Origin of the sequence: Mucilaginibacter achroorhodeus (assembly GCF_007846095.1) — a bacterium.
Classification (GTDB): domain Bacteria; phylum Bacteroidota; class Bacteroidia; order Sphingobacteriales; family Sphingobacteriaceae; genus Mucilaginibacter; species Mucilaginibacter achroorhodeus.
In genome coordinates this window covers 201,766-222,452 of record NZ_VOEI01000006.1, presented here as the reverse complement: position 1 = coordinate 222,452, position 20,687 = coordinate 201,766, and the positions used below count along the sequence as shown (strand labels likewise).

General features: G+C 44.3%; 16 protein-coding genes. 5 read left to right on the top strand and 11 right to left on the bottom strand.

What is annotated here, in order from left to right; translation table 11 throughout:
• Window positions 1-17: 17 nt before the first annotated feature.
• Complete coding sequence (locus FPZ42_RS16105) at window positions 18-806, bottom strand: SGNH/GDSL hydrolase family protein (protein WP_222431599.1); 789 nt, start codon at window positions 804-806, stop codon at window positions 18-20.
• A 103-nt stretch (window positions 807-909) separates the two neighbouring features.
• On the bottom strand, window positions 910-2,103 hold the full coding sequence (locus FPZ42_RS16100; protein WP_146272877.1) for a DUF4185 domain-containing protein: 1,194 nt from the start codon (window positions 2,101-2,103) through the stop codon (window positions 910-912).
• 194 nt (window positions 2,104-2,297) lie between these two features.
• Between FPZ42_RS16100 and FPZ42_RS16095 the strand changes: the two genes are divergently transcribed.
• Window positions 2,298-4,307, top strand: coding sequence for a sialate O-acetylesterase (locus FPZ42_RS16095; protein ID WP_222431598.1), 2,010 nt, complete (start codon window positions 2,298-2,300; stop codon window positions 4,305-4,307).
• A 116-nt stretch (window positions 4,308-4,423) separates the two neighbouring features.
• Here the strand turns inward: FPZ42_RS16095 and FPZ42_RS16090 are convergent, their stop codons facing one another.
• Window positions 4,424-7,096, bottom strand: a complete 2,673-nt coding sequence (locus tag FPZ42_RS16090; RefSeq protein ID WP_261382326.1) for an alpha-L-rhamnosidase — start codon at window positions 7,094-7,096, stop codon at window positions 4,424-4,426.
• Window positions 7,097-7,342: 246 nt separating this feature from the next.
• On the opposite strand from FPZ42_RS16090, the gene FPZ42_RS16085 reads away from it, so the two are divergent.
• Window positions 7,343-9,190, top strand: coding sequence for an alkaline phosphatase (locus FPZ42_RS16085; protein ID WP_146272876.1), 1,848 nt, complete (start codon window positions 7,343-7,345; stop codon window positions 9,188-9,190).
• Window positions 9,191-9,260: 70 nt separating this feature from the next.
• Here FPZ42_RS16085 and FPZ42_RS16080 read toward each other — a convergent pair whose 3' ends face one another.
• The 3 genes from FPZ42_RS16080 to FPZ42_RS16070 form a co-directional block, all read right to left on the bottom strand.
• On the bottom strand, window positions 9,261-10,544 hold the full coding sequence (locus FPZ42_RS16080) for an MFS transporter (protein WP_146272875.1): 1,284 nt from the start codon (window positions 10,542-10,544) through the stop codon (window positions 9,261-9,263).
• A gap of 65 nt (window positions 10,545-10,609) precedes the next feature.
• Window positions 10,610-10,906, bottom strand: a complete 297-nt coding sequence (locus FPZ42_RS16075; RefSeq protein WP_146272874.1) for a hypothetical protein — start codon at window positions 10,904-10,906, stop codon at window positions 10,610-10,612.
• A 13-nt stretch (window positions 10,907-10,919) separates the two neighbouring features.
• Window positions 10,920-11,186: a hypothetical protein gene (locus FPZ42_RS16070; protein ID WP_186458800.1), complete on the bottom strand. Its 267-nt coding sequence runs from the start codon at window positions 11,184-11,186 to the stop codon at window positions 10,920-10,922.
• A gap of 4 nt (window positions 11,187-11,190) precedes the next feature.
• On the opposite strand from FPZ42_RS16070, the gene FPZ42_RS16065 reads away from it, so the two are divergent.
• Entirely contained in the window at window positions 11,191-11,589 is a 399-nt protein-coding gene (locus FPZ42_RS16065) for a hypothetical protein (RefSeq protein ID WP_222431597.1), read from the top strand.
• A 60-nt stretch (window positions 11,590-11,649) separates the two neighbouring features.
• On the top strand, window positions 11,650-12,027 hold the full coding sequence (locus FPZ42_RS16060) for a response regulator transcription factor (RefSeq protein WP_146272871.1): 378 nt from the start codon (window positions 11,650-11,652) through the stop codon (window positions 12,025-12,027).
• Between the two features lie 109 nt (window positions 12,028-12,136).
• Here the strand turns inward: FPZ42_RS16060 and FPZ42_RS16055 are convergent, their stop codons facing one another.
• The 5 genes from FPZ42_RS16055 to FPZ42_RS16035 form a co-directional block, all read right to left on the bottom strand.
• Entirely contained in the window at window positions 12,137-12,598 is a 462-nt protein-coding gene (locus FPZ42_RS16055; protein WP_146272870.1) for an RNA recognition motif domain-containing protein, read from the bottom strand.
• Between the two features lie 98 nt (window positions 12,599-12,696).
• Complete coding sequence (locus FPZ42_RS16050; protein WP_146272869.1) at window positions 12,697-13,764, bottom strand: phytase; 1,068 nt, start codon at window positions 13,762-13,764, stop codon at window positions 12,697-12,699.
• Between the two features lie 2 nt (window positions 13,765-13,766).
• Complete coding sequence (locus tag FPZ42_RS16045) at window positions 13,767-15,032, bottom strand: right-handed parallel beta-helix repeat-containing protein (protein WP_146272868.1); 1,266 nt, start codon at window positions 15,030-15,032, stop codon at window positions 13,767-13,769.
• 30 nt (window positions 15,033-15,062) lie between these two features.
• Complete coding sequence (locus FPZ42_RS16040; RefSeq protein WP_146272867.1) at window positions 15,063-17,849, bottom strand: TonB-dependent receptor; 2,787 nt, start codon at window positions 17,847-17,849, stop codon at window positions 15,063-15,065.
• A gap of 483 nt (window positions 17,850-18,332) precedes the next feature.
• A complete protein-coding gene (locus FPZ42_RS16035) occupies window positions 18,333-19,937 on the bottom strand; it encodes a tetratricopeptide repeat protein (protein ID WP_146272866.1) in 1,605 nt (534 codons plus the stop codon).
• A 232-nt stretch (window positions 19,938-20,169) separates the two neighbouring features.
• Here FPZ42_RS16035 and FPZ42_RS16030 point away from each other — a divergent pair, with 232 nt between their 5' ends.
• Window positions 20,170-20,685, top strand: a complete 516-nt coding sequence (locus tag FPZ42_RS16030; protein WP_146272865.1) for an OmpA family protein — start codon at window positions 20,170-20,172, stop codon at window positions 20,683-20,685.
• Window positions 20,686-20,687: the final 2 nt, after the last annotated feature.

The following is a 20,687-nucleotide window of genomic DNA, read 5'->3' as shown; positions in this document are numbered from 1 at the left end:
ATCAGGTAAAATAAAGCCTATTTCAAGGCCTTCTTGATTTCTATTTCGGCGAGCGGTTCCATCACTTTGTAACCTGCCATATTAGGGTGAACACCATCAACACACAGCTCTTTCCTTAGCTCTTTTTCGGGGCCAACCATGGCCGAATAATAGTCGATATAGCCAAGGTGATTTTTTGCAGCATATTCTTTAAGCATGGTATTCAATTTCATTATCGGTTCACGCGGATCCAAGCCGGGATGCCAGGGAAAGCCTTTGGCTGGTATAACCGATGATAGCACAACCTTAATACCGGCAAATTTGGCCAACTCTGCCATTGAGAAGATGTTACCTGCAACATTTTCTATTTTTGATGGACCAGTGTTTTCGGCAATATCATTGATACCTGCTAATATCACCACCACTTTAGGTTTAAGGTTGATAACATCCTCGCGGAAACGTACCAGCATTTGTGGCGTGGTTTGGCCACCAATACCTCTGTTTACGTAGGGTTTACCTTTAAAAAAGTCAGGATCGGTATTTATCCAACCTTCGGTGATAGAGTTACCCATAAAAACCACACGCTTTTCGCCTGCTGCAGGGGCAGGAAGTTTGGCATTATCTTCTTCGTAACGTTTAAGCCATGGCCAGTCTTTATGGACACGCTCCTCTATCATTTTTTGAAAGTTTGCCCAGGCTTCGGCTTTCTTTTGCTCTTCGGTTTTCTTTTGCTCATCAGTCTGTTGTGCATGTGCTTGCGTAGCAAATGCCAGTAACAGGCAAACCATTAGTTTGCCGGCTTTTAATTTCTTAAAGTTAAGTATCATTTAAGTAAAGGTATATAACAGGAATATCAGCCAAATATATTCAACTAAATTGTTTTAGCAAATTAATATAGAACTTTAATGGTCACAATTTAGTTGCAGTAATTCATTCAAACTTTAAACGTATAAACCGCGGGCGGTATAGTTGCGGATGAATTTTAAGATCATTGATAAAATCAAGCGAATTGATGTTGTAGCTGATCAATAGTTCGTTTTTGCCTGATAAAGTTGGATGAGCCTTTGCGTTATAAACAACAAATGTGCTTTTAATAAGATCCGGCTTGCAATCCCATATCTTAATAACAGGCCCCCAAGGGCCGGTAAGTTTATTAGCCAGGCGCATCCCAATATTGGTACTCATAGCATCTACCTGGAAAATCATCGCATATCGCCCATCAGCCAGTTGGGTAACGCTAAGTTCGTTTGAAACACGGTTGGTTATATTGGCCAACTTGCCCATGTTTGCGCTCCAGCCCTTACCGTCCCAAAACTGCCATTGGCTGTATGTTTCAAAATCTTTAGGTAACACCCTGGCAAGTACGAGGTTCTTTGCCCAATCGCGTACGCCGTATACGTATATGTATCCATCTGGGTCTTTTGCGCCAGCGCTTTTTGTATTGGCATATATACCTGCGCCAAAAGAGCCTACACCGTTGCCCTGCTCATCCTTAAGGTACAATGGCGAATCCATTTGTTTTACAGTTTTAAAATTTGGCGCCTCGCCGGGATTTAGTCTTAACAGCGTATTGCCTATCTCCCTAAAACCAAAGGCTTCATCGCTTACATTATGCATGCGATAACCAAAAATATACAGCAAACCGTTCCCTTCAGTGTTTACAAAGCCATCTCCAAGCCAATAATAATCTCCTTTCTTGGTTTGGGGCGTTGTCGGGGAAAATGAGGACTCGGCCTCACCATTTTTTGTTTTCTCCCAGTAGAATGCCATTTGCTTCTCATCGGGTTTAGCGCCTTTTAGCAGTGCTAAAGAATTGTGTATCATTTTATAACCGGGCTGCATGGTGCCATCTTTTACTTCGCCGATCATAGTATCGCTAAAGATGAATAGCGTTTTGCCATTATTACCCGCAGGCCGCGCCTCTGCCCCATTCAAGGGAATCGTGTAAATACCATCTCCCCCGAACCAACCATGTGTACGTTTAAGCAATGATGACCATGCAGTATCTACCTCAACGGTAAACTTTACAGATTGCTCATCTAATCCGGCATCCTGCTGCTGCGCCATAACAGATGTGGTACAAACCATTAGAAAAACCGATATTTTGAGCTTTAATGAGATCATAGGTTAGCAAACTGGTGATGCGTATCTTATAAAGATACAAATGCCGTTTTACAACGCAACAAATGCAGCAACGTTATTGAGGCACAATCTACAAAAAAGCAAATTAATATCAATTTTAATAAAGCTAAATCGTTTTTATTATATTGCGCATTCAAAATTACAACTACACGGCTGCACAGGCCCCAACCAATTTTATGAGAACCTTTTACCATACTAAGGCATTTTACAGCGCTGCTGCTCTTGCTGTGTATTTATTAACTCAGCCCGCATTGGCTAAAGTTCTACCTGCAGCTTGTTTTACCGATAACATGGTTTTGCAGCAAAAAGCAAAAGCAAACGTTTGGGGGACAGCTAAACCCGGCAGCAAATTAACCATCGTACCTACATGGGACAAAAAAGCTTACCAGGTAAACGTTGCAGCCAACGGTAAATGGACTGCTAAAATTGCCACGCCATCTTACGGAGGCCCGTACCAGATAGCCTTTGATGACGGTGAAAAACTAACGCTAAATAATGTTTTAATTGGGGATGTGTGGTTGTGCTCGGGCCAGTCTAACATGGAGATGACGGTAGGCAACGGGTTTGGAGGCGTGTTAAATGCCATGCAGGAAATTGCCGATGCGACCAAGTACGGTGATATCCGTATGATCAAGATCGACAACAAAACAAATTTTCAGCCTCAGCAAGAAGTGCCGGTTAAATGGGGTTGGCGAGAGTGTAACCCTGAAAATGTTAAGGACTTTTCTGCGGTAGCTTATTTTTTTGCAAGAAAAATATATCAGGAAAAACATATACCAATAGGATTGATAAGTGATAACTGGGGCGGCACTGTTGCGGAAGCCTGGACGAGCGGTACTTCGCTGAAAACAATGCCTGAGTTTGCTGACTTTGTAAAAGCAGCTGAAGGTGGCTTGACACAAAACGATATCGAGAACCGCTATAAAACCGAAGTACGCCACTGGATAGACCGAAGCCGTACCGATGACCCCGGCTATAAAGGTACTACTGCAACCTGGGCGCAACCTGATTTTAACGACAGTAATTGGCCTAAAATGCAATTACCCAACTTTTGGGAACAAGCAGGCTTGAATAATTACGACGGCAGCGTATGGTTTAGAAAAGAGATAAATGTTCCGGCCGATTGGGCAGGGAAAGATCTTAAACTTAATATAATGGGTGTGGACGATTATGACGTCAGTTTTTTTAACGGGCAGGAAGTTGGCCACACTGAGATGTTCTTTTATCCCCGCAATTACACCGTACCCGGTAATTTAGTTAAGGCCGGCAAAAATATTATAGCGGTACGCGTTTTTGATAACGGCGGTTTGGGCGGCATCAACAAAGGTCCCTTAACTTTACAATTGGTAAATGATCCGGCAAAAACCCTGGATCTTGCAGGTGAGTGGGCCTACCAGAAAGCGTTGCCATTAGCCAGGTTAGAGCAGCCACCGGTGCTGGCAAATTCTGCCAATCGCCCTACGCTTATTTATAATGCCATGATAAACCCGATCTTAGATTTCAATATAAAGGGGGTTATCTGGTACCAGGGCGAGAGTAATGCCGACAGGGCAGAGCAATACAAAATACTGTTCCCATTACTTATTAACGACTGGCGCAACAAGTTTAAAAACCCAAATCTTCCGTTTTACTTTGTGCAGATAGCCAATTACGATTGTCATGACCAGCCGGTTGCTGCAGATTGGCCCGAACTTAGGTTTGCACAATTGCAAACGCTAAAGCTACCCAACACCGGTATGGCTGTAACAATTGATATAGGGGAAGCTACCAACATCCACCCACGAAATAAACAAGATGTTGGATCAAGACTCGCGTTAATTGCCCTTGCTAAAAATTATGGCGTTAAGGTTCCATACAGCGGGCCGTCTTATTCATCGCTCCAAACAAAAGATAACCGTGTAGTGCTCAGCTTTACCAACACCTCGGGCGGGTTAATAAGCAAAGGCTCAGCGGCATTAAAAGGTTTTTTTATAGCCGGGGCAGATAAAAAATTCTATTCTGCAGATGCCACCATTAACGGTAATACCGTAACGGTAAGCAACAGCTTAGTTAAACAGCCGGTTGCGGTAAGGTACGATTGGCAGAACAACCCTGATGGAACGCTTTATAACGGAGCCGGCCTGCCAGCATCGCCATTTAAAACCGACGACTGGCAAAATATAAAGCTCGATCCCCAAAAGCAGTAATAGCACGTTTGTTTTTTATACCCCTCTTAATAAATCAGAAAGCCTTAGCAAGTTGCTAAGGCTTTGTTATTATATAGGTATTCTCTTAAACAAGTAAGTTTAAATTATAGCGAAGGCTAATAACGTATCCTGAACTGATAACTGCCAGAATTAATTTTGTAAGTACTGCTATTTTTTTCTACTATATTGTTTAAGTATACCTTTGCGTGCGCGCCATTGGGTATGGTCACCGTTGCGGTTGAATTTGCCGGTATGGTAACCTTGTAGATCACGTCCTGCCCTTTCCTTTCCCAGGCAGATATGATCTTGCCGTAAGGCCCGTTATGCGAAGCAGTAAAGTAATTTAAGCCTGAAACAAAATTTGGTTTAAGTAAAACGTTCTTAAAGCCGGGATGCGTTTCATCGGGTAGTATGCCACCCAAGCCTTTAAAAAACCATCCCCCTATTTCTCCAAACATCATGTGGTTCAGTGAGATGTCTCGCGTTGCCTGTATGTTCCAATTCTCGTAAAGGGTTGTAGCTCCGTTAACTATCCACCAACCCCATGATGGGTATGTATCCTGAGATGCCAGTTTATAAGCCGTTTCGGCCTGGCCATTATTGCTCAAAGCGTTTAAAATTGCTTTGGCACCCAACACCCCTACATCAATATGCATGTTATCCTGTGCAACCCTTTTTGCAAGGTTTTCTGCTACACGGGCACGGTATTCCTCCGGCACTATGCCCCATTGCAGGGCCATACTTAATTCTGTTTGTACACCGCTGCCATACATGGCAGTCGTTTTATTGAAATACTTGTTATTGATGGCATTTTTAATGCGGGCTGCCAAAGCCGAGTAATGCTTATGATCATCCTGTTTATTAAATAATTTTGCGGCCTTGGCCAGTATAGTTGCATCCACATAAAAGTAAATGGAAGAGGTATACTCCAGCGAAGATGTTGATTTTACAGGCACCCAGTCGCCGCGGCCAAAGGTGGTAAGCCCTTGCGGACTTATACCATCCACGTAATTCACATATGCACGGATATTATTGTAATTATCAGCAAGTGCTTTGCTGTCGCCGTAAAACAGGTAAAGGTTCCAGGGGATTATCGCAATGGTGCTCGTCCAATCGGTACCGTTGGCTGTGCCGTATCCCCAGCCGCCGGTTGGGATAATATCAGGCAAAACACCGTTGGGCTGTTGCTCGTCGCGGTGGTCTGCCAGCCATTTTTCATATATGGTGATACCATCAAAATTGAACAGACCTGTTTCAACGGCAAAGTGCCCGTCACCCGTCCAGCCGTTTTTCTCGCGTTGGGGACAATCAGTAGGGTAACCAAAAAGATTTGACAGGTAGGAGTTGTTGGTTGCCCACCATAACCTGTTTATTAGCTGATTGGAAGAATTAATGTTACCTATTGGCGCAACATCACTGTGCATAAAGTAACCGGTTACGTCATCCTGCTTCAGATCGATAGGTTTGCTGCTGGTTATCTCAACATATTGAAATCCCTTGTAATTGAACCTTGGCATAAACTCAACAGGCCCTTTACCATTAAGGATAACGATGTCTGTACCAAACGGGTCGCTTTTATCTTTAGGCCGGTAGTATACATCAATATTAGACAGATCCACATGGCCATTTGCATACAAGCGCTCCCCATGCTTTATGCGCACGATGGTACCTGCTGCTCCATTCAATCTTACCTGTGTAACGCCTGATATATTACGACCCAAGTCAACCACATAAGTGGTATCATCAAATTTCTTTATTGATTTTGCCTTTATCTCATCCACATTGCGTATAGGCTGCATCAGCTGGCTAACAATTTGCTTTGAAGGGGCCGCCCGCAACCCTACTTCCTTCCAGTCCTTATCGTTATAATTTGCTGTGTTCCATCCGGGCAATTCCCGGCGACTATCATAATGTTCGCCGGTATAAATACTATTGAATATGATCGGGCTATCATGCGTTTTCCAACTATCATCTGTGGCAATGGTAGCAGTTGTGCCATCGGTGTAGGTTATCCTGAGATCCATGCAGAAGGTTGGCCGGTTACGCCATGGGGCGCGGTCAAAATCCCATACGGCAAGTGATTGCATGTTATACCATCCATTGCCCAGTAAAACACCTACCGCATTTTTGCCTTGCTGCAATTGGTTGGTAACGTCATAACTTACATAAAGCGTACGCCTGTCAAACCGGGTGTACATTGGGTCTAAACGGTGGTTGCCTACCTCTTGGCCATTCAAGTAAAGTTCATAAAGGCCTGCAACTGCTATGTAAGCCCTGGCCGACCTGATCTTTTTTGTTGCGGTAAAACCTTTTCTGAAATACGGCGCAGGCAGGGTGTTAATACTACCCATATCACTTATCCACGAGCCTTTCCAATTGTTTATACCCATCAAACCTGTCTCAAAGCTGCTTATGCGGCTATCCGGTAATTTAGCGCCGGCTTTATCCCAAGTACGTACAAGCCAAAAATATTTAGTAGATGGTTGTAAAGCTTTGCCCTGGTAAGTGATATTGCTAATAGCGGAAGCTATCTTGCCCGAATTCCATGCTGATGGCTTGTTGGCTAATTGCGCAGAATCGGTACCGACCAACACCTGGTAAGCAGATTGTGCAGCACCTGCCCTGCTATCTTCCATTTGCCACGCAAGGCGCGGGTGCTCGCTATCAACACCTATTGGCGTTAACAAATGCTCACACTGCAGGGCTACCGTGCTTTGGGCATGGGTCTGCGTAAATATCAGCGTGGTTAAAGAGCATATAAACGCAAAAGAAAAAGTAAATCTGTTCAAAATGAGCTCCTGTTTTAATGGATGGATAATTTCGCCAACAATTTACACAACATTAAAACATCTTGTTTATTTGGCATCAGTAATGTTACCTGCGTTTGAGGGTAAAGCTATCTCAAATTTTTATGAACTAACTTCCCCATAAATGCAACAACACTTAACAAAAGCAACAATTTCTCTTAATTTATTATTAACAAAGCTTTTAAGCGTTTTAGATACTTTTGCGCGTTACAACGTTTCTATTAGGATATGAAAAAAATTTCCGGATACATTTCTCTCGTTGCGTTATTATTTTCTGCCGCGGCAGGTGCGCAATCGCTTACAATAAACAACGGGCACAGCCATAACGATTATCATCAGAATATACCCTTCTTGCAGGCTTACTATGCCGGCACGGGTTCTATAGAGGCTGATGTTTATTTGTTTGAAGGCAAGTTATACGTTGCACACGAAAAAAAGGAAATTGCGCCGAACCGTACTTTAGAGAATTTGTACCTTAAACCGCTTGCCGAACGCTTTCAGCAGAACGGCGGCAAGCCCTATGCAGACGCTGCCATGCACCTGCAGTTGGTTATCGACATTAAAGAAGACCACGAGCATGTGATCCCCGAGCTTTTGAAAGAAATAAAGCCATATATGCAGATGTTTAACAGCGCAGTAAACCCCAATGCTGTTAAAATTGCATTAAGCGGCGATATGCCCGCCCCTGCAAAGTTTGGCGATTACCCGGATTACATTTACTTTGACGGCCGGCCTAACATTCCTTACACAACTGAACAGCTAAAGCATGTAGCTATGATAAGCGACGCCCTGGGCAACTACACTCATTGGAACGGCAAGGGCACGCCTACCCCGCCAGATTCAATCAAACTTAAAGGATTGGTTAACGCGGCGCATGCTATGGGAAAACCTTTCCGTTTTTGGGCCACGCAGGATAGCCCGAATACCTGGATCCAATTGGAAAAGCTTGGTGTGGACTGGATAAACACCGATTACCCGCAACAACTGCACGATTTCCTTATCAATCGTAAAAAACTGAAATATGTTAATCCAAAGCCCTATAGCATTTATCAGCCCACCTATAAATCTGATGGTGCTAACAAAAAGGTAAAAAACGTGATCTTGCTGATAGGTGATGGAATGGGCCTGGCACAGATACAGGCGGGGCTAACCGCCAATCACGGTCAGTTGAATATGTATCAATGCCGCAGCATTGGCTTTTCGCAAACCAAAGCAGCAAACTCCGATAATACCGATTCTGCAGCGGGTGCCACAGCAATGGCCAGTGGTGAGAAAACCGATAACCGCTACATCGGCGTTGATGCGCAGGGAAAACCCTTAGCTAACCTGCCCGATGTTCTTAGCCAAATGAAGATCAAGAGCGGCATTATCAGCTGTGGTGATATTACAGATGCTACACCGGCAGCTTTCTATGGCCATATTTCAGAACGCGATTCTTCGCAAAAAATAGCGGCCGACTTTGTGAACGGAAATGTGGATGTTTTGATCGGCTCAAACCAACGCTCTTTTATGCAAAACAAGGATGCCCGCTTGATGGACAAGATAAAGGCAAAAGGCTATCAACTATTTACATCACTTGCAGAGGCCGAAGCTTCTGATAAAGGCAAACAGATCGTATTGCTAAAAAACGAAGATACCCGGCCCGTTAAAGATGGCCGTGGCGACATGCTAAAACAATCTTTACTGCATACCATTAAGGTGTTGCATCAGAACAAACCCGGCTTTTTTATTATGGCCGAGGGTGCGCAGATAGATTACGGCGGCCACGCTAACGATCTGCCTTACGTGATCACCGAACTGCACGATTTTGACCGCACCGTGGGCGAAGCGCTTAAGTTTGCTGATGAGGATGGCGAAACACTGGTGATAGTAACTGCCGACCATGAGACAGGCGGACTTAGTTTGCTGGATGCCTCAACCGCTAATGGAATGGTGTTAGGCAACTTTAGCACTAACGATCATACCAGTATCAACGTACCGGTGTTCGCCTACGGGCCGCACTCAAGAGCGTTCATGGGCACTTACCAAAATACAGAGATCTATCACAAAATACTGGCACTATTGAAAGGTAAATAACAGATCAAACATTAAAAGAAAGGTCCGGAGAATTAGCTTCTCCGGACCTTTTAATTTAAAGTAGCTGCGTTTACGAATGTTGCGTCGCCATTATTTTGCGGGCCATGATCAAAGCTAATAAAGTAAGCGTTGCAGCGGCTGTTAGGTAATAACCCACATACTGCAAACCGTAGCTATTAGCCAGCTTTGTTGCCAGGTAAGGCGTTAAAGATGCGCCCAAAATACCTGCCAGCGTAAAAGCCAGCGATGCACCGGTATAACGTACCGATGCCGGGAATATCTCTGCCAGGGCCGTACCAATGGGCCCGTAGGTAAGCCCCATCAGGAACATACCGGTTGAAAGAAACATAGTTGTAACCACTTTATCGTGCGATGAAAAGAACGGGGCAAACACCAACCCGAATACCATGATACATGCACTGGCCAAAATCAGCATAGGGTTTCGGCCAAACCTGTCTGCCACTACAGCCGATAGCGGTATACCCGCACCAAAGGCCAGCATGGAAATCATTTGCATCACCAGGAAATTATTTTTACTGAAGTTGAGTTTGGATGTACCCCAGCTTAAGGTGAATACCGTCATGAGATAAAAAAGTAGAAATGTAGTTATAGTAGCCAGCGTGCCTAAAGTAATAGCTTTGGTATGCCTGGTGAAAACATCGGCAAAGGGCACTTTAGAGCGCTCGTTATTATCTATCACTTTGGTAAACTCAGGAGTCTCGGTGATTTTTAAACGTACGTACAAACCAAGCAATATCAGTACAGCGCTGGCAATAAAGGGAATACGCCAGCCGAAATTGATAAAATCCTGGTCGCTCATCACCTTCCCTAAAATGTAAAACGTAGCGCTCGAGAGTAAGAAACCTATGGGCGCCCCCAACTGCGGGAACATGCCATACCAGGCCTTTTTGTTTGCAGGTGCATTTTCTGTAGCCAGCAAAACAGCGCCACCCCACTCGCCGCCTAAACCTAAACCCTGCCCAAACCTGAAAAGTGCCAGCAGCAACGGCGCAAAAATACCAATGCTGTCATATCCCGGCAACAGACCAATGGCAACGGTTGAAGGCCCCATGGTCATCAGCGCTGCAACCAGGGTGGCTTTACGTCCCTTTCTGTCACCAAAATGCCCGAACAACGCCGCACCCAAAGGCCTTGCGAAAAAGGCCAGCGCAAATGTGGCTAATGATTCCAGCGTTGCCGAAGTAGGATCTGATGAATGAAAAAATAACTTGGGAAACACCAGTACTGCTGCGGTGGCGTATATGTAAAAATCGAAAAACTCGATAGTGGTGCCAATGAGGCTTGCCAGCAAAATACGGCCTGCCGAATTTGCAGAGGAGGCTTGTGGGTTCATGAACCAAACATATCAAATTAGATATAATTCACAAACACAGCCTTATGGCTTTTAATAAATGGATATTATCCTTTAGCCTTGGTAACGGTATGCCAAATTTTAAAGCAGTTCTCATAAACGCCTTCAGCATCACGGATGATGAGCGAAACGTTCTCCTTACGCGCCGGGAAATGCAGGTCAACCGAACGGTAGATCTGTTGCAGCAGGTTGCCTAAACGATGCTCAACCTCAAACCGGGAGATAGAAATTACAATTTGATTAGCTACGGCGGTTACATGGCCATGAGCGCCCAGTTCTGCTTTTAAAAGACCTGCAATAGATGTGCAAAGGTCGGCCAGTGGTGAAAGTTCTAATGGATTCATGTTAGATAAGGATTTAAAGTAACCTGAAATTTGAACGTTCGTCCTTTAAACAAATATAATTATTAACAGCATATTCCCAAACAAATCCGGAGTAAAATAACCTATCGGTTTTACCATTAATTATCCTGTTTATCACATCGGCAAGTGTTGCCCCGCCACCCGGCAAAGCATCACAAAAAAGTTTAAAATATCCGCGGCTCACAATCGTCTTCACTATAATGTATACACCTCTGTTAGCTTTACATTCGGCAACGCGCTGGCTGGTGCTTTTGTTTGTCATAATTATGTTAATCCGCTCTTTTTGGGCGTTTGGGGCCACTGCTAAATACACTTTGTGGGATAGCCGCCTGCGTGTTATTACTTCATCAGTATTGCATATTCAATTAGTATTTGGTGTATGGCTTTACATCATTAGCCCGGTTGTAAGTTATTTCTGGCAACACTTCAAACAGGCGGTGCACATGCGCGAGATCAGGTTCTTCGGGATGGAGCACGTGTTTATGATGCTGGCGGCAATCATCATCATGACCATTGGGATTGTTAAAGTTAAACGACAACCCACTGACCAGTTGAAATTTAAAACCCAGCTTATCTGGTTCAGTATAGGGCTGTTGATCATATTTACTTCCATCCCATGGGCATTTTCTCCGCTCATCCACCGCCCCTGGATAAGAAATTTTTAAATTATTATTAACAAGTGCGGTTTCTGGTGTTTATGGCCTTTTGTTTGCATAGGTAATTATATGAGGGATAAAGTACTTGTAATTGAGGATGAGCCGGTAATTGGCGAAATGATGTGCATATTACTGGAGATAGAAGGCTATAAGGTGATTAGTTTAAGTGACACTGCATCGGCAATGCGAAAGCTTAAGAATGAGGAGGTTGCCCTGGTAATGCTTGATCTTAACCTTGCAGGTGAGGATGGACAACAAGTTTGCCGCTACATTAAGGAGCAACCGGATCTTAAACACACGCCGGTGGTGCTGGTTTCGGCTTCGCCTGACCTGCCACAAATTAAAGATAAATGTGGTGCAGACGATTACCTGAGCAAACCATTTGAGCTGCCGGATTTTGTGGAAAAAGTTAAAAGATTCACCGGTTCATCAAGTAACGTTGCCTAAACAAGATTTAGCGCAACTCATGATATACCTTATCAGCTGATGAGGTAATAAACAAGAACGCCCCGGCAAAATTGCCGGGGCGTTCTTGTTATGTGATATACCCGTCGATCTATTTGCTTAAACGCGGGCGTTTAGGCTTAAAGTCTGATGAGGATGATCTGTTATCGTTATTGCGGTTATAGCTGTTACCACTGCCGTAGTTGCGACTGTTACCATCGCCACTACCGTAGCTTTTATTACCGTAGCTGCTGCCACCACCGTAACCGCTATTGTTAGTACGCGGCGGGAAACGCTTTTGAGGGGCCCTGTTACCGTTAACCGGCGCAGGCTTTTCTTCGGCAATGCGCACCTCTAATTTGCGGTCGCCAAATTCTTTGCCGTCTAAAGCCTCAATGGCCATCTGAGCACCTTCGGCATCTTTCATGTGTATAAAGCCGAATCCTTTGCTTTGCTTGGTAAATTTATCGCGTACGATAGTAAGGATATCAATATCACCATGTGGTCCAAATAATTGGGCCAGGGACATTTCGTCCATTTCGCGTGGGAAACCCACCACAAATAATTTTGTCATAAGTAGAATACTGCGCCAAAGGTACGTTAAAACAACCTAATTTAAAACAGCAAGGCCCGCTTTTACGCAGGCCCTGTAAATATATGAATAATATATAACTATTTTACTTTCAGTAGCTTACCTGCAATGTCCTCCCAACGGTAAAAATGAAATGTTTTATCATCGCTCATGGCTACAAATAAGCCATGTTTAAAGGTATCATTCAGGGGTACGTTAACTACATCAGAGCCATCGCTTTGGCGGGCAGCAACGGGCACAACTTTTACCAATTTATGCTCAAACGGATCAGACGCTGTACCTTCCCTGCTGAACACCTGGAATCGGTTTGCCCCCTGGTCTGATACCAGGATGTAGCCGGTAGCATCACCGGTTTTGTAGATAGAGATTCCTTCATGATCTGCCGCAAAACCGGTAGTACCAAAAATGGATAATTGCTTGTTACCTTTATCGGGGTCGGCATAATACTGGCGCACGCCCACCTGTTCATCAGAGTAATAAATATAACCTAATTCGTTATCAACCGCGATAGATTCGATCTCTTTTTTGCCGCTGTATTCGCCAAATTTACGTACCAACGATGCCTTTACATTGCCGGTACCATCATCCTGCAACAAATACTGCCAGATGTAGCCGCCGGTTTTAGGACCGCTTTTACGGCCCACCATAGCGTACATTTTACCATCCTTAGCGGTGTAAATGGCAATTCCCATCAGGTCGCGAAACTCAAAACCGTTCTCACCAACAAACATCTCAATCCCGCCGTTGTCAACCGGTTTCATATCCGGTACCGAGAAAATCCGCAGCTTGTGCGTCATGCGCTCGGTAGTAACCGCAATGTCGGTAGGCTTGCCGTTAAGCATCAAGCCGTAAGCCAGGTCTACGTTGTTAGGGCGCTTTAAGCCGCGCACAACTTTATCGGCAATTATCTTGCCTTGCAGGTCAAAAACATACAGTGCACCATCAGCATCCTTGTCAGTCCCTATAACCAGGCTCTTTGCCGGGTCGGCTTTATTTATCCATATCGCCGGGTCATCAGTATCGTACTTCACCGGTTCAGTTATCACAACAGGTTTAACCTCCTTGGGGTTAACCTGTGCATGGCACGCTCCTGCCGTGATTGACAGAACCGACATCAGCATGGCCACACTTAAAAGATCTTTCTCCATTATTATAATTTAGTTCCGTAAGCACCCATGTAAGTAGCAGGCTCCGGCGAGGTGTAAGTTATACCGTTGCTCATCACAATACCTGTTTTGTAGAAACGTGTAAAGCCGGTTGTGCCCTTACCCAAAGCAGGCGAGTTACCTTGCAGATGGAAATCCCAGGTAGTATTAAAATCAGGGCTTGTTACTGCATTGTTCAACGGGTAGTTGATAAATTTCGGATCATTATCGCCGGCAGTTGTTCCGCGCACATCATGCGTACCGCCTGTAACTACGTCGTTCTTACCTACCTGGAATTGGTTGACCGTAGTTTGATCGAAACCATAATACCAGTTGTAATCGTTCTTAGAACGTGCATCTTCAACCTTTTTAGGATCGCGTTTAATACCGAAACGGGTGTTGGCGAAAAGGTTGTTGTAAAGATCGGCACGCACTGTTGCCTCTAACCAAACAGAGCCGCCTTTAGCAGTTGGCCTGCGCCAGCCGGTATTAACCATGGTGTTGTTATAGGCAATAATGTATGCCTGGGGGTTACGGTCGCCGCTGTTTGATAGTTTGAGCGCATTGGTATTACAACTGTAAACCAGGTTAAAGCCAACATCAGCTATACAGCCGGATTTAAAGTTCATAGCCTCGCCGCCGGTAACGCCGGTAGTGTAGAAAACGTTGTTGGCAAAAATGATCTTACCACCTTCAATATAGGTACAGTCTTCCTGGAAGTTGCGGATAATGCTGTTGGTAACCACCAGCTTGCCATTTACGTTCGAGAACCAAAGTGCAGGCAAGTTTTCACCGGCCGTAGCTTTGTAAAGGCCCATTTTTACAGATGTTGAAGCATCAGATGTGGTGTTGCCGCCATACTCCAATATCGTATTATCTAAAACCAGTTCGGCGCAGGTTGGTGCGGCTAATATACCACCCCATAGCTTGCCAAATTTGTTATCCGGTGTGCGGTAAGCATCGCTAACGGTAAACTTTACCGGGTTGCCCGCAGTACCTAACGAATACAGGTTACCTTTAACAACAACTTCCGGTTTAGCGGTTGCATCCATCAAAACGGTTACACCTTCCTCAATGGTAAGCGATTTTCCTTCGGGGATGATAATGTCACCTTTTATCTCGTGCACGCTGTTCTTTGCCCACACGCCAGATACCTCGCCCATGGCAGAGCCATTTTGTGGCGATGTATCTACATCGATGTTTGCCTTTTGGCAGCCGCTAAATACCATAAGGACAATGGTTGCAGCGGTTAATAGTTGTTTAAATTTCATGATGATATGCTTTTGTTTGATAACTGCTTCTTAATTGAATTTATACCTTAAACCTAACAGGTAGCTTTGGCCGTAGTAATCGGCACGGATAAGCGTTTGGTTATTTTTCACCAGGTCTTCTTTTATTTTATCGTTGGCAGGGTTAGTGCCTTTTATAAAGAATTTAGCCGGTGTATTAAGTACGTTGTTTGCCTTAATGAACACGCTGAAACTTTTTGCAAAGCGTTTCTCCGCAGAGATGTCCATTTGTATGAAACCTTTCTGCCACAGATCGTTATCTAGGAACTGCGATACCGTGTTGATACGCTCACCTGTGTAAGCACCTGCAATCTGCGCATCCCAGCCCTTTTTAGTGTCTTTATACAACAAGGCAAAGTTTGCAATGTGGTTAGACTGGCCGTAAAGCGGACGGGTTTGGTTAACTAAAAATGCTTCAATATCGCCTGTAGTTGGGTTTATTCTTCTTGATGTTTTTGGCGTAGTGATGCTGGAGTGCGTATAAGTGTAATTTGCCCTGATACCTACCTTGTTAAAAAATTTGGTGTAATCGATCTCGGCACCATAGTTTTTAGCCGTACCAAAATTACCCGGACTGTAATAAATATCCTGACCACGGGTTGCATCAGCCTGGAAAGTGTATTCGATAGGGTCTTTTATATTCTTGTAAAACACGCCAACCAATAATTGTTCAGAAGCACCGGGGAATATCTCGTAACGCAGATCGTAGTTATCCGCAAGGGCGCGTTTCAAATTAGGGTTACCGCGCTCCTGGTATTCTTCGTTAACAATCTTGCTCGGCACTATCTCGTAAAAACCCGGGCGGTTAAGGGCTCGGTAGTATGACGCGTGTAACTGGGTTTTATCAGTAAAGCGATACTTAACAATTGCGCTTGGCAATACATCCGTGTATATCTGGCTGCCGTTCGGTTTGGTCTCACCTGCCGGGAAAAGCAGATTATAACCCTGGTTGGTATGCTCAACGCGCGCACCAGCAGTTATATCCCATTTATCAGTATTGTATTTGAACATACCGTAACCGGCAGAGGTTTTTTCAGATGCATCATATGTAAGCGGGTTGGCAACTGCACCTGTTGGGTTGGTCACTACCAGGTTTAGCTGAGTGTAGTTTTGGAAATCAACACCATATTGCTTATTGGCATCGGCTGCCAAAGGTGCCAGCGTGTAGTTGTTGTAAAAGCTACTACGTTGCTTATCCCTGTATAAACCACCTACAACAACATCTAACCTATCGGTAGTGTTAGTACCTTTAAATATATTGTAAGTAAGGTCTAAGTAACCTGCTTTATCCTCGTCAGTATTACGTTCCCAGCGGCGCTGCACCGGTGAAGTATTTACCAATGAGGTACGTTTATCTACAAAATTTTGCTCGATACCGTTTAAGCTGATGGTAGTGTTATCAGGTACCTCGTTACGCGCTGAAGAATACACTGCAGACCATTGCACCTTAAATTTATCATCAAAAAATTTGTGATCACCATGCAGGGTGCTGTTATATATCTGCTGTTTTGTAAGGCGGCTACGCGTGGTATAAGTAAGCTCGGCGTTGCCATTTGTAGGGTCATACACTCCATTGTATGTGGTACCGAGGGCATCGCGCAATTGCTGATTTTGCAAGTTGAAATAAGCATTGTACAGGCTTATCTTGTTGTTTTTATCAAACACATAATCAATCTTTCCGTGCAAACCCAAACGCTTCTGTTGTTCAGAGTATTCGCGGTAGCTTTTGCTGGTGATAACGGCATATTTATCTGTACCCGTATTTGACGAATTGTAAAAGGTACTGTTGCTACCGCGATAGGTATTTTGGTAGCTGCCGGCCAATATTACGCCTAACCTGCCATCTAAAAAGCGCTGGCCGATTGACATGCTGCCCACAACGTTAGGAGCAGGTTTTTTACTTGTATAATCAAGCGTTCCTTTGGTAAAATCAGCCTGGGTTGCGTTGTAGTTACGGCCATTTAGCTCGTACGGAGATTTATCCCTGATGCCTGATGAATTATAGCTGGTAAAGTTTCGGTCAAAAAATAACTGGTTATAACCGGTTGCAATATTGGCGTTCACCTGGAAATGATCTGGTGCGCTTTTCATCACCATGTTGGTAACACCACCAATAGCGTCACCTTCAAGGTTTGGCGTTAGGGATTTGTGTACTTCCAGGCGATCTAAAAGGTCAGAGGGGAAAAGGTCGAGCGGTACGTAACGGTATTTGTTATCAGGGCTTGGCAGCTTTACGCCGTTTACCAAAGTGTAATTGTAGCGTTTATCCATACCGCGGATAATGGCAAACTGCCCATCCCCATTGCTGTTACGCTCTATTGAAACGCCGGATACACGCTGCATTACGTTAGCTACGGTAAGATCCGGCGATACTTCTATAGCCTTGCCTGATACAATGTTCATGATCTGCGTGGCGTTCTGCTCAATGCGGCGTGCATCACGGTCATTTGAGCCGCCGGTTGTTGAACGTACAACAACCTCGTTAAGATCAGTTGATGCGCTCTCCATGTAAAACTTGAAGCGTTCGTTATCTTCTTTAAGAATAGTTATCTCCTGGCGAATGGTTCTATAAGTAAGATAACTGATGCGGATGGTAGCCTTGCCCGGCTCCAAGCCCTTTATTTCAAAGGAACCATCAAGGCCGGTTGTAGTTGCCTTTCCTTTGTTCTCTAAAACAACGGTAGCGCCTACCAACACTTCACCCGATTGTTTATCGTATACACGGCCCTTTATTTTTGTGGCGCTGGCTACGGTAGCGCAAAAAAGCAATGGTAATAAGATCTGTAAAAGTTTGTTCATTGTTGTTGGGTTTCGTCAATAGTTTTTTGATGACGCTGCAAAGGTGTGTATACGCCCAAATACAAATGAAATTTCGGCCGTTACCAAAAGGCAACAGCGTTACAAGTACCGTATACCAAAAGGCAACATAACGCTAATATCAAATGATAATCAATAACTTATGATAAATAAAAACCGCCATTATGGTTTTATTATCGTTACATTAAGGAAATGTTAACTGCTTTAAAATATAGTTTGCAGGGCTATGTGGATGGATGATTGTAACGGTGGGGGTGGCTTAAATAATCTTTTACGGGTTGTTGTTTTATCTTCTTGGAGACCGACTCACCCGGTCTACGCTACGCTGGACCTCCCTCTCTGCTGCCAGCAGCAAAGAGGGAAAAAATATAACATCTTTATCCTCTTTTCGCGCAGCGAAGAGAGGGTAGACAAGCGCCAGCAATGTCGGGGTGAGTCGATATGAAAGCGATATTTATAAAGCCTCTACAATGTTTGTATAAACGCCGACAAATTATCCCCTTGCTGGATATTCAGTTTTTTACGAAGGCGGTAACGGGACACACGTAAGCTGTCTGTAGATATGCCTAAAAGAGTAGCTATATCGGCAGAGTCAAGATTCATCTTGATAAGAGCTATCAGGCGCATATCGGCAGATGTAAGGTCCTGACTAAAAGCCCGCAGGCTATCAAAGAATTGCTGGTGCACCTGCTCAAACGCTACGGTAAACTCGCGCCAGTGCTGCTCATGGTTAAAATTCTCATTTATCTCAGCTATCAGCTGCTGCATCTGCTTTTTCTGGTCGCGGCGGTCATCTTTCACCATCGCCTGTAGTTTGCTGCGCATCTGTTCCAAAAACTGGTTGTTTTTGATCAGATTGAGCGTATGGTTTGATAGCTCGCGGCTTTTAATATCAAGTTGCTGTTTAAGTCCCTGTTCTTCCAACTGTTGGTTCTTTAATTCTAACTGCATCACCTCGTGCTCTGCAGCTTTTTGGCGGGCAAGCAATTGTTGGTCGCGCAATTTTAAACGCTGCCTGCTAAAGATCACTATCCCCAAAATAACCAACAAAACTACCACCACGGCCACCGCTGCACCAATAATGCGATTAAGCTTGCGTATGTTGTTCAGGCGTGCTATTTCATCGCTCTTTTTGTTAAAATCATACAAAACCTGTAAAAATGTAGTTTGCTTTGCCCCATCAAGGGAATATACCTCAAGCGAATATCTCCTGCTTAGTTCCGAATAATGATACGCGCTATCCGTTTGCCCCATCAACTCAAAGGTTTTGCCCATATCTTTTGTGCATGATGCCATTTGGTAAACGTTCCCCATTTGGCTTGCCAGTTGCAGTGCATGGCGGGTTCGCAACAGGCTTTCTTTGTACTTGCCCGTTTTGCGCAGTATATCCCCTAAATTGTTTATTACTTCTATGCTTCCTACCTCATTATGCTGGTCGCGGTATAATTGAAGTGACCTGCTAAAGCTTACATAGGCAGAATCAAACTTTGCCAGATCTTCATAAATGCTGCCCAGGTTCTCATATATTTTGGCAGCACCCTGCTTAAAATTAGCCTGCTGATATTTTAAAAGCGCCTGATTCTGGTAATAAAAGGCACTATCATACTTACGCGTTTTCTCGTAGAGGTGCCCTATGCTGCCCAATACCTGTGCCTGGCCCTTAAGATCGTTTTGACGTGTGTAAATGGCCAATACCCTGTTATAGTACGCGCGCGACCTTTCTATCTGTTTGTTATAATAATACAGCAAACCCATATCGCCCATGTTAGCTGCAGATAGTAATGGTTGTTTAGCTTCGGTAAAAAGCTTATCGGCGTGCAGGTAAAAATCTAATGCCTGGCTGTAATGCCCCTGATTATAACAGATTGTGCCCATTTGTTGCAGGCATAATCCTTCGCTTGTTTTATCCTGTTGCTCCTGCGCTTTAGCGTATAGCTGCCTCAGCATGATCAGCGCGCTATCCGGGTGCTTTTGTGCCAACGCTTTTGCTGCCTGCAGGTTAACGCTTTGCGCACGCAGCTCTAAAGTTATTACACAAACCAATAATAAAGCGGAAAGATATTTCAGCATCAGCAAATTGCTTCGTTAACAAGTGGCGTTACAAAATAAGCGGTTACATATTAAATTAATGTTAAGCACCACGAGCTTATAAACATATATGAAAATGCCGTTATGCCGTTTTTAAGCAGGATATTTATTTGATAATGATGAACGATTATTACATTTGAGCCCGGTTGAAGCATATTATTTACAATATCGCCCCAACCCTAACCGTTTAAAACTTAAACAAAACAGCAAAAGAATGAAGTTTTTAAAAGCAATCTACCTTCCATTACTTATTGCAGCTTCGGTAGCTATACTGCCGGCTTGTAAATCAAAGAAACCATTAGTACAAACCCCACCGCCGCCAAAAGCAGCACCGGCACCAGCGCCAACCCCGCCACCACCACCGCCGCCTGCACCAGCTCCGGCACCGGCCCCACCAGATTATAACTTTAAGAACATACAATTTGAGTTTAATTCAGGTATATTAAAAACTACTGCTTACCCTATATTAGATAAGGCCGTTGCCGAAATGAAAAAGGATGCATCTGTTAACTTCCAGCTTAACGGAAACTCATCTGCTGAGGGCAGCGAGCAGCATAACATGGACCTTTCAGTAGAGCGTGCCAACTCGGTAAAAACATACTTGGTTAATAGCGGCATTGATGCCAGCCGCCTGATAGTAAAAGGCTTTGGCGAAAGTAAGCCATTGAATGGTAACAAAACAGAAGAAGAACGTGCTGTTAACCGCCGCGTTGAGATACAAAAACTATAATT

Bases quoted from the DNA above. Each gene is read 5' to 3' on its own strand.
- FPZ42_RS16105 (WP_222431599.1), bottom strand. From the start codon at position 806: ATGATACTTAACTTTAAGAAATTAAAAGCCGGCAAACTAATGGTTTGC.
- FPZ42_RS16095 (WP_222431598.1), top strand. From the start codon at position 2,298: ATGAGAACCTTTTACCATACTAAGGCATTTTACAGCGCTGCTGCTCTT.
- FPZ42_RS16060 (WP_146272871.1), top strand. From the start codon at position 11,650: ATGAGGGATAAAGTACTTGTAATTGAGGATGAGCCGGTAATTGGCGAA.
- FPZ42_RS16035 (WP_146272866.1), bottom strand. From the start codon at position 19,937: ATGCTGAAATATCTTTCCGCTTTATTATTGGTTTGTGTAATAACTTTA.
- FPZ42_RS16055 (WP_146272870.1), bottom strand. From the start codon at position 12,598: ATGACAAAATTATTTGTGGTGGGTTTCCCACGCGAAATGGACGAAATG.
- FPZ42_RS16100 (WP_146272877.1), bottom strand. From the start codon at position 2,103: ATGATCTCATTAAAGCTCAAAATATCGGTTTTTCTAATGGTTTGTACC.
- FPZ42_RS16075 (WP_146272874.1), bottom strand. From the start codon at position 10,906: ATGAATCCATTAGAACTTTCACCACTGGCCGACCTTTGCACATCTATT.
- FPZ42_RS16040 (WP_146272867.1), bottom strand. From the start codon at position 17,849: ATGAACAAACTTTTACAGATCTTATTACCATTGCTTTTTTGCGCTACC.
- FPZ42_RS16030 (WP_146272865.1), top strand. From the start codon at position 20,170: ATGAAGTTTTTAAAAGCAATCTACCTTCCATTACTTATTGCAGCTTCG.
- FPZ42_RS16070 (WP_186458800.1), bottom strand. From the start codon at position 11,186: ATGACAAACAAAAGCACCAGCCAGCGCGTTGCCGAATGTAAAGCTAAC.
- FPZ42_RS16050 (WP_146272869.1), bottom strand. From the start codon at position 13,764: ATGGAGAAAGATCTTTTAAGTGTGGCCATGCTGATGTCGGTTCTGTCA.
- FPZ42_RS16085 (WP_146272876.1), top strand. From the start codon at position 7,343: ATGAAAAAAATTTCCGGATACATTTCTCTCGTTGCGTTATTATTTTCT.
- FPZ42_RS16045 (WP_146272868.1), bottom strand. From the start codon at position 15,032: ATGAAATTTAAACAACTATTAACCGCTGCAACCATTGTCCTTATGGTA.
- FPZ42_RS16080 (WP_146272875.1), bottom strand. From the start codon at position 10,544: ATGAACCCACAAGCCTCCTCTGCAAATTCGGCAGGCCGTATTTTGCTG.
- FPZ42_RS16065 (WP_222431597.1), top strand. From the start codon at position 11,191: ATGTTAATCCGCTCTTTTTGGGCGTTTGGGGCCACTGCTAAATACACT.